General features: G+C 59.4%; 6 protein-coding genes and 2 pseudogenes. 4 read left to right on the top strand and 4 right to left on the bottom strand.

What is annotated here, in order from left to right:
- Window positions 1-624 precede the first annotated feature (624 nt).
- Window positions 625-754: pseudogene (locus tag M0D64_RS44375) on the top strand (succinate--CoA ligase subunit alpha); the annotation flags it as partial.
- Window positions 755-906: 152 nt separating this feature from the next.
- Here M0D64_RS44375 and M0D64_RS44370 read toward each other — a convergent pair.
- The 3 genes from M0D64_RS44370 to oxlT form a co-directional block, all read right to left on the bottom strand.
- Entirely contained in the window at window positions 907-1,626 is a 720-nt protein-coding gene (locus M0D64_RS44370; RefSeq protein WP_154565362.1) for a GntR family transcriptional regulator, read from the bottom strand.
- A 502-nt stretch (window positions 1,627-2,128) separates the two neighbouring features.
- Window positions 2,129-3,832, bottom strand: coding sequence for a porin (locus tag M0D64_RS44365; protein WP_266262250.1), 1,704 nt, complete (start codon window positions 3,830-3,832; stop codon window positions 2,129-2,131).
- A gap of 256 nt (window positions 3,833-4,088) precedes the next feature.
- Window positions 4,089-5,387: an oxalate/formate MFS antiporter gene (oxlT, locus tag M0D64_RS44360; RefSeq protein ID WP_154565361.1), complete on the bottom strand. Its 1,299-nt coding sequence runs from the start codon at window positions 5,385-5,387 to the stop codon at window positions 4,089-4,091.
- Between the two features lie 298 nt (window positions 5,388-5,685).
- Here oxlT and M0D64_RS44355 point away from each other — a divergent pair, with 298 nt between their 5' ends.
- From M0D64_RS44355 to M0D64_RS44345, 3 genes and pseudogenes are all read left to right on the top strand, one after another.
- Entirely contained in the window at window positions 5,686-6,636 is a 951-nt protein-coding gene (locus tag M0D64_RS44355) for a LysR family transcriptional regulator (protein WP_266262249.1), read from the top strand.
- Between the two features lie 144 nt (window positions 6,637-6,780).
- Window positions 6,781-7,170, top strand: coding sequence for a hypothetical protein (locus tag M0D64_RS44350; RefSeq protein ID WP_154565359.1), 390 nt, complete (start codon window positions 6,781-6,783; stop codon window positions 7,168-7,170).
- 862 nt (window positions 7,171-8,032) lie between these two features.
- A pseudogene (locus tag M0D64_RS44345) lies at window positions 8,033-8,162 on the top strand (ferredoxin); the annotation flags it as partial.
- An 83-nt stretch (window positions 8,163-8,245) separates the two neighbouring features.
- On the opposite strand, the gene M0D64_RS44340 reads toward M0D64_RS44345, so the two are convergent.
- Window positions 8,246-8,682, bottom strand: a 437-nt coding sequence (locus M0D64_RS44340) for a DDE-type integrase/transposase/recombinase (protein ID WP_266262248.1), incomplete at its 5' end; no start/stop codon positions are given.

The following is an 8,682-nucleotide window of genomic DNA, read 5'->3' as shown; positions in this document are numbered from 1 at the left end:
TGCCGACCAGTCCAAAGATGGTGCTGATGTCATTCAGTTTCAGCGCGTCGATGACCAGATGGAATCCGTCGGTCGTTTCGGTAGCTTTCGCGTCGTTTGTCATTTTGAGATGTCTCGCTGTCTCGCCTTCTATTGAACTTGCGGTGCGCGGCGGGCCGTCGTTACGGCGACGTGCGCGGCAACCCGCAGGTGGGGGACGCGGAGGATGTGCAAGCCTTCCTCGACCCGGCCGTCGTTGCAGTCGATGAGGTGCTCTGCGGCAGGGTGTTCCCGGGTTCTGGCATGACCTCTCTCCTCTTTGGGTCGCTGCGTGCGTCGTGATATACAATATTCCACACACAGTATTTATTCAACCGTATTTTTACGTCGTGATGCCTTTGCTGCGCTGCGATGGACTTGAATCGCCCGAATTCAAGGGCGACTCACGGAAATTGATTTGCGACGCACAAAGCTTCGACAACGCCGAAATTGGCCTTCGAGCGTCGAATGCTGACGAGCCCGCATCGATAGGTGTGCCAATCGAGCGGTCAGCGGAATGTAATATTTCGTATTTCAGATGACGCGCTGCCAGACACCCAGAGGCGCGTCGGCGCTCGAACCAGGCGCAGATGCACGCGCGCGAGCCACGCGGGCGCGATCATCTCGCGGCCGCACAGGCTCGGCGGCCGCAAAGATCGACGCAATGAAACCGGCGGGTATTTACGTGGCCGGTTCACCGGCGGCGTTGGGCGACACGATGGTTCGTGTGCGATGAGGGGCGCTCGGTAAGCGCGTGTGAACAAGGTGCAGGGCGAGAAAGAGCAGCGCTGCAACGCGTCGGGCGTTTCAGCGCTGCTCCGTTCCGGTGCTTCGGGTTGGCGTGCTCCGGTTGCCCTCTTGACTCAGTATCCAAACGACTTTACGTCGTCAGTCGAGGAAGTCGCAGTTGGCTTCGACGAACGCCGCGAGATCGAGCGAGTGCTGGCGCACGAGCCGCTCGACCAGCTCGGTGTCGCGCTTCTCGAGTGCTTCGATGATGCGCATGTGATCGACGATCGAGCGCGACGCGCGGCCACTCTGCGCGATCGTCATCTTCCGGATCGCGCGCACATGCACGAACAGGTTCTTCATCGTGTCCAGGAGGATCTGCGATTGCGACAGCTGGACAATTGACTGGTGAAACGCGATGTTCGCTTCCGAATACTCCTCGATGTGCTCGGCCGGCGTCGTGTCGCGAAAATTGTCGAACATATGCCTCAGCGCCGCGATGTCCTCATCGGACGCGCGCAGCGTCGCAAGCCGGGCCGCCATGCTTTCGAGCGCCGCCCACATGCAAATCATGTCGACGATTTCTTTCTTCGTCTTGCGCTGGATATAGATTCCGCGCCGCGGCACCGTCCGCAGGAAACCTTCCTGCTCGAGCAGCGTCATGGCTTCGCGAACTGGCGTGCGGCTCACGCCGAGCGCTTCAGTCAGTTCCTTTTCGTCGATCCGGATTTCCTCGCGCGAATGATAGATGTCGGCGTCGGCGATGGCCTGCTTCAGCTTTGCGTACGCCTGATCGCGCAACGAAGCCGAAGCATTGATCGGTACTAGCGCCAGTGTGAGAGGCGCTGGGCGGACATCGGTTTGCGTATCATCCGACATTGATAATTTGCTCCCCCAGTTTCGGATAACCCATTGTGACGGTCTTGCCGGGCCCGCCGCCCGAATCCTCTGCCGACAGGCCGGCGCGGCTGCCCTCCAGCGTGGCTGCCGCGGCCTGATATGCCATCCGCCCGCAACTTAGATATACGGAATATTATATTCCGTATACGGAGAGTTCAAGGCGCTTTTTGTAATCGTCAGCGAAGTGCGCTGGAAGGTGTGGGATGGCAGCGGAAGGCGGTGACGCTGCAGCGATGGAAGGCGACCGGAAAGAAACAGTCGAGGCGACGGCCGCCAGTGATGGGCGCGACGCTCACGGACCCGCCCTTTAAGGGCGCTGGCGGACGGCGCGGCGTCCGTAGGCGGCTCGGAAACGGACGGCACGACGAGCTGCCGGCGATGATCAACTTGGAGTGTACCCAGGCGTACGAAATCCGAACCCTGGGTACACCGAGACGCCCCCGGCCACTTATGCCTGCCCTCCGCCAGGTTGCCAGCGCCCTCAGAACTTGTAATTCAGCCCGACGGAGAAGCCCATTTCTCTGCCGCCCGCGTAGCAAAACGGCGCACCCTGCGAGATCGAGCTGCCGTCATGACAATCAACGGTGACGCTTCGCCCGCCCGCACCCAGCGCATAGTGCGCCGCCGCTTGATTGATGACCAAGGCATAGTCGGCATACACAGTCGCATGTTTGTCGATCGCATGCTTGTACATCGCAGTGACCATATTGGCGCCGTTGGAAGGATTCGGGATGCCAATAGCGTTCGGGTCAGCTGGAGCCGTGTTGTGTTGCCCCGGGTCACCCGGCGTGCGATTGGCGTGCGCCCAACCGACGCTCACGCTGTCCTTGGGAGTGATTTCCTGCGTCAGGGCGAGCCAGAAGCCATTACGGCTGCGCTCGTTCTGTGTTTGCAGGTAGGCCGGAATCTGTCTGCGCATCACTTCATAAATTGCGCTCACCGTGGTCAGAGTGGGAAATTTATATTGCGCACCGACCTTGAATGCCCATTCGTTGCCGATATCGTTGGGGTCCGTCCCATCAGGCGAAGCCAGTGCAGCAGGAGTGTTCGTGACATCGCTTGAGCGATTCACGCCGAGGTGTATCTCATAGGCTGTCGTAAAGTACAGGGGGCCGTTGCTATAGGCGAGGTTCGCGCTGTAGGCCGACCCGTAGCTGCCGTCGTTACACGCAATTGGATTTCCACCACTACCAGGGACATTGCCGCCCGTGCAACTCGACTCACCCGAAGCCTGCACCGAATTTTCGTAACCGCGGTTTTGCCCGGGCGAAACCAGTGCGTTGAGAGACCAGCCATGGAAACTGGGCGACTCATACCAGATCGCATGGTCCAGCCGCGTACCGAATTCGACGCGATTGTCGCCGCCCGTGTTACCCATGATCACGGAGTAATCGCCGAGCATGCCGGAAAACGGATTCATGCGTGCGGTCGACGTTTTGTAGGGCGCATCGGTCTTGCCGATCTTCAACGCGCCCCAGGTGGACGATGCTACGCCGATGAAGCTGTTGCGCGACGTCAGGGCGCCCTTGACGGTCGAATCCTGAGCGGAGTTCGAATTGGAAGACCCTGAGGTTGCCGAAATGTCCAGTTGGGTTTCCAGTTGATAGACGAAGGCCAGGCTGGCGTCGGAACCGAATGGCCGCTTGCCGCGAACGCCGACATAGGAAAGATTGGATGAGACGTCGGGCTGCCAGCCCATATGCCCTCTAGGCGAGACGACAGTCCCCCCCGGCGTGACATACGAGTCTTTGAGGCCCTTGGTCGCATAGTCCACGGAAAGATCGAGATTGCCGTAGAACTCCATATCCCCCAGCGCGGCCAGCAACGACTTAAGCTTGGGCGGCATGCCGGCGCCCCACCCTGAGGCGTCGGCATCCGATGTTTTTTGCGCGCCTGAGGTTGTACCCGTGTTTGCGCTTGTACCTGAACTAGTACCTGCGTTTGTGCTTGCGACAGCGGGACTGGCCGCTGGCTGACTGTTCGCTGTTTGGGCTTGCTTTGCCACAAGCGCATCGAGCTTCTTATTGAGCGCTTCCATTTGTTGTTTCAACAACTGGATCTGTTGTTTGTCGTCATCTGCCGCAATTGCCTGAGCGAATGCTCCTCCCGAACAGGTCACGCTGCCAGCTGCAAACAGGCATAGCGAAGCCGCCGCATGACGCGGCTTCAGATTTCTTATTCCCATCATCTCCTCCGATATTAATTAGTATTACTAAAAAACAAAAAAAATAAATTCCGTGACCCGAACGGCTATTTCGATCCGATGAGAACACTTAAGTCACGCGCAAGACAAGGCGACCCAAGTGCCCAAGACAGTTGGATATTTCCGTGATAGCTATTGTATTAATCCAGACTACCGGGGTATGCATCGAGGTGGTTGAGATAAGACCCGAAACGACGCATTAACGCATTCACGGGGCGCCAATGTCCCTATCGGGTGCTCAGAGATATCCCTTTGCGAGCGCGCCGGCCTCGACCGTTCGGTCGATCCACCGCCGTCTCATCGGCGCGAGGATGAATTTCGCGGACACCGCCGCTGTAATCGACACGACCGCCGCACAGATGAACACCGTGTTCCATGAGCCATGCTCCGACAACACCGAAGCGATCGGCACCAGCATCGACGCGGTACCCTTTGCGGTGTAAAGCGTGCCCGCATTGGCCGCCGCGTATTTGCTGCCGAACGTGTCCGCGCAGGTCGCCGGGAAGATCGAGAAAATCTCGCCCCAGCAGAGGAACACGGCCGCGGCAAAGAACATGAATGCGTACGGATTGTGGCCGAACTGCATCAGCCCGAGCAACGCGATGCCTTCGCCGAGAAAGATCATGAACATCGTATTCTCGCGGCCGATCTTGTCCGAAAGAAAGCCGCACAGCGGACGCGTGAAGCCGTTGCACATGTTATCGATCGACAGCGTCATCGTCAGAAGCGGCAGCGTGACGCCCATCAGGCTGACCGGCAGCTTCGCGAAGCCATATTCCTTCGCGATCGGCCCAAGCTGTGCTGTGGCGATAATGCCGCCGGCTGCGACGAACACGAACATCAGGTAAAGCACCCAGAAAAGCGGCGAGCGGATCATCTGGCTGGGCGTGTAGTCGACCTTGGTGGCCACGACGCGCTTGGCCGCGACCGCATTCGCCGGCGGCTTCGGACGCACCAGCAAGGTTGCGAGAAGCAGAATGCAGACGCCCTGGAAAATACCGAAGAACATGAACGTATGCTCGTAGCCGGAACGCTGGATCATGTTGGCGATCGGGATCACTGTGATCGCCGCACCAGCGCCGAAGCCGGCCGCGGTCAGACCCGCCGCCAGGCCCCGTTTATCCGGGAACCACTTGAGTGCCGTCCCGACACAGGTCCCGTAGACGCAACCCGCACCGATGCCCGCAATCACCGCCGCGACGTACAGTGCCCCCAGACTGCTTGCGTGTGCGTCAATGATCCAGCCGAGTGCGGCACACAGCGAACCGGCGATCACAACCGGGCGCGGCCCGAACTTGTCGACGAGCCAGCCTTCGACTGGCACAAGCCAGGTTTCCGTGACGATGAAGATGGTGAACGCAGTCTGAATCGCTGCCTGCCCCCAGTGATGCGCCGCGTCCATCGGCACGACGAACAAGGTCCACGCATACTGCAGGTTCGCCACCAGTCCCATACAGACGATGCCGACCGCCAGTTGAACCCACCGGTTATACCGTAGCGCCGTGCTGCGCGGCTCGGCCACGTTGGAATATCCCATGTCTCCATCTCCTTTGTAGAATTCGTCGTGCTCGAGCGGCGCGTTGCGTTGAATCGTGTAACCGAATCACTCATCGCTTGCGTGCGCGTCGGCAATGAAACGCTAATGGTCGGTCAGATGGAGATCGCACCAACAACAAAAGACCGGCGGGGGTGCGCAAAACGGTCTGGTAAAAGTGGTTGCGTCGTCACGGAATCTGGGAGCATGCTCCGCGAGAACAGCCATCAGTGAAAGTTAAAACATTTTATGGTTTGCATTAGGCGTCCTGTATACGTCGATGCCTCAACGAACTTCAGCCATGAAAAACGCTACTCTGCGCCAACTCAAGATCTTCGAAACGGTTGCCCGGCACCTGAGCTTCTCGCACGCGGCCGACGAGTTGTACCTGACGCAGCCCGCCGTCTCAACCCAAGTAAAACAGCTTGAGGAGCACGCCGGCCTGGCCCTGTTCGGGCAGCTCGGCCGGAAAATTTATCTGACGCCGGCGGGTTCCGAAATGCTCACTTACGCGCGCTCGATCATCGAGCAGTTCCGCGAAATGGACGAAGTGATGGCCCGCTTGCAGGGCATTGCGGGCGGTCAACTGAACGTTGCGGTGATCAGTGCGGGGGACTATTTTTTCCCGCGAGTGGTGGGCGAATTCGTGCGCCGCAATGACGACATCAAGCTCAAGCTGGCGGTGCACAATCGCGAGGAACTGCTGCATCAACTGGCGAACAACTTAACCGATCTCGCGATCATGGTGCGGCCGCCGCAGGACCTCGATACGCATAACGAACCGTTTGCGCCTCATCCTTATGTGATCGTCGCGCCGCCCCTACACCCGCTTGTGGGCAAGAAGCGCATCCCTCAGTCGACGATCGCAAAAGAGCCGTTCATCGTCCGCGAAAAAGGCTCGGACACGTGGCATTCGATGGAAGACGGGTTTGCGGGAGGAGTCACCAGGCTCAATGTCGCCATGGAGATCAGGAGCACGGAAACGATCAAACAGGCGGTGATTGCAGGCATGGGCATCAGCTTCCTCTCCGCGCATACCATCGGCCTGGAACTGCAGGTCGGTCACCTCGCCGTACTGGACGTACAAGGCTTTCCGGTGATGCTCCACTGGTACGTGGTGCACCGCAAGAGCAAGCGCCTGCCCCCTGTCGCGCTTGCGTTCAAGGAATTCTTGATCGGCGAAGGCGCGACGCAGATCGCGCAGATCACTCACGTCGACGCCGATCTGCTGCGCGGTCAGTCCAAGGGATAATCGAAAGTCAGGGCGCAGCGTGCCGGCGTCGGCTTCACTCAAAACATAAGCAAACACTTATGGTTATTCACAATAACTTTAACTGTTGTTTATTTATAGCCGATCCTATGCTTCTAGCAAGCTATCCGCCCGAAGGAGACGATCATGGGCCACTCACGCGTTAGCGCACCTGAAACCGAGCGCGACCAGGACATGCAGGCGCAGCTTTGCGCATACAACACCGCTTTCGCGGAACTGGGTCTGCGGTTTCGCTGGGACGAGCGCACCCTCACGTCGCTCGCAACCATCGACGGCGAACGGGAGCGCATCGCCGCGTACATAGAGGCCCACCATGCGCATTTGCTCAAAGCGTACAGCGCGGAATTCCTGAGCCAGGCCATTCTCGAGAAAAAGAACGCGCGCTATCCGGTATGCTTGGCGACGCGCAGGGAAAGCGCAGCGAGCGTCAACAACGCGTTGCACCTGTTGCGTGCCGGGTCACAGTGGGAGCGCTCGTCGTGCGACTCTGATTTACCGGCGTTGGCGGGCGTTTAAGAGCGGCAAGCAGCCCGCTTCGCCGGGCTGCAATCGGTCCGGTAGGAGCGGCAGTCGGCCACTGAAACTTCTCGAGCCTGCGCTCGCCAACCATCCGGCGGCTTGGGACGAGGTAGCGCAGACGCTATCCGCGGAATGACCTGCAGCCCCGGCCACGGTCGTCGGCAAGGATCACGACGCCTGCGCCAACGAAAGCCTCTTTGCGCCCGCACCGCGATTGAAAAAACCGGCGTCGCCCTCGAGCGCCACTGATATATCGGCCTTCAGTAGCTCAAGCCACGCGCACGTTTTCACCTCCAGAAACCGGCGCGACGGAATCAGCATGAACACCCCGATTTCACGCGACCGCCAGCGCGGCAGCACATGCACGAGCGGGCCTTGCGGAACGCGTCGACGACCGCATAGCAGGGCAACCTCGCGATGCCGAGCGCACTCAGCACGCTGTGCAGCACGACCTCCGGGTTGTCTCCGACCACTGTGCCGGTCGGGTCGAGCGTTCAGACCTGCTTGCCGTCGACCAGCTCCCAATGCGGCGTGATCGAAAGATTGACGAGACGCAAACACGCGTGGTCGGCCAGCTCGCGCGGATGCCTCGGCTTGCCGTGCCGCGCCTGGTTGTCATTCCCGAACCATCAAACGGTTCACTAGATTGCGAGTTCCGCGCTGAGCCTGCCGCCAGCAGGTCCAGGAGTTTGTCCGAATTCGGAGATTCTTCCTGACGGCGAACAACTGGTTTTTCGCATCAGTGAGGGCGTCGGCCATTGGCGGCGTTAAATTGCAAGCTGCTGGCGATCAGACTGCGTGCGCGTCCATTACCGTTGCGATCGACGGGCGCACCGTCGAGGTAGAGCCGACGCTTTAAATCATAGAGGTGGCCGCGCGCAGCGACGCATTGACCGCGAACGTCGGCTGCATGGGACAGGGCGTTTGCGGCGCTTGCCGCTGCCTCGTGCGCCGTGACGGCGAGCGCGAGGCTCGCGTGCGAGACATTGCCGGCCTCCGGTCGCAGGGCGCTCATGAGGTTCTGTCGCAGTAAGGAAATAAGGAAGAGTCGGGGCGGAAAGAATAGGAATGCTTATGTCGCAAGATCGTAGAACTGCTCGGCGGGTGAACGATGCCGTCCACCATCGCTCTTCATCTGCCCTTTCGCTATTATGTGCATGAGTTCGATACCGCCTAAGATGATGCGGGCGCAACGAAAGCTCTTGAATCCAGGCATCGGTCTTACGATGCGTTTGATTGCTCGATGGTCCTGCTCCACAACGTTGTTCAGATATTTCGATTGTCGAATTCTGATCGGTATTTCGCGATCAACATTGATCGCATTTAGCCCCGCGAGATTTGCCCCGCTCTTGTCGATCGTCATCGTTTCCGGTACGCCGTTTCCAGCGATCGCCTTTTCGAAATAGCGCCGGGCCGCGCCCTTGTCCCGCTTGGCGCGGAGCAGGGAGTCAACTGTGTCGCCGGCCTTATCGACGGCCCGATACAAGTGGTAAGTAGGCCCGGGGAGTT

Source organism: Paraburkholderia sp. WS6 (assembly GCF_030464835.1).
In the GTDB taxonomy this organism is placed as follows: domain Bacteria; phylum Pseudomonadota; class Gammaproteobacteria; order Burkholderiales; family Burkholderiaceae; genus Paraburkholderia; species Paraburkholderia madseniana.
The sequence above is the reverse complement of the archived record's forward strand: the minus strand, read 5'-3'. Positions and strand labels throughout refer to the sequence as shown.

What these genes read in the sequence shown, in the direction of transcription:
- oxlT (WP_154565361.1), bottom strand. Translation starts at nt 5,387, where the DNA reads ATGGGATATTCCAACGTGGCCGAGCCGCGCAGCACGGCGCTACGGTAT.
- M0D64_RS44365 (WP_266262250.1), bottom strand. Translation starts at nt 3,832, where the DNA reads ATGGGAATAAGAAATCTGAAGCCGCGTCATGCGGCGGCTTCGCTATGC.
- M0D64_RS44350 (WP_154565359.1), top strand. Translation starts at nt 6,781, where the DNA reads ATGGGCCACTCACGCGTTAGCGCACCTGAAACCGAGCGCGACCAGGAC.
- M0D64_RS44355 (WP_266262249.1), top strand. Translation starts at nt 5,686, where the DNA reads ATGAAAAACGCTACTCTGCGCCAACTCAAGATCTTCGAAACGGTTGCC.
- M0D64_RS44370 (WP_154565362.1), bottom strand. Translation starts at nt 1,626, where the DNA reads ATGTCGGATGATACGCAAACCGATGTCCGCCCAGCGCCTCTCACACTG.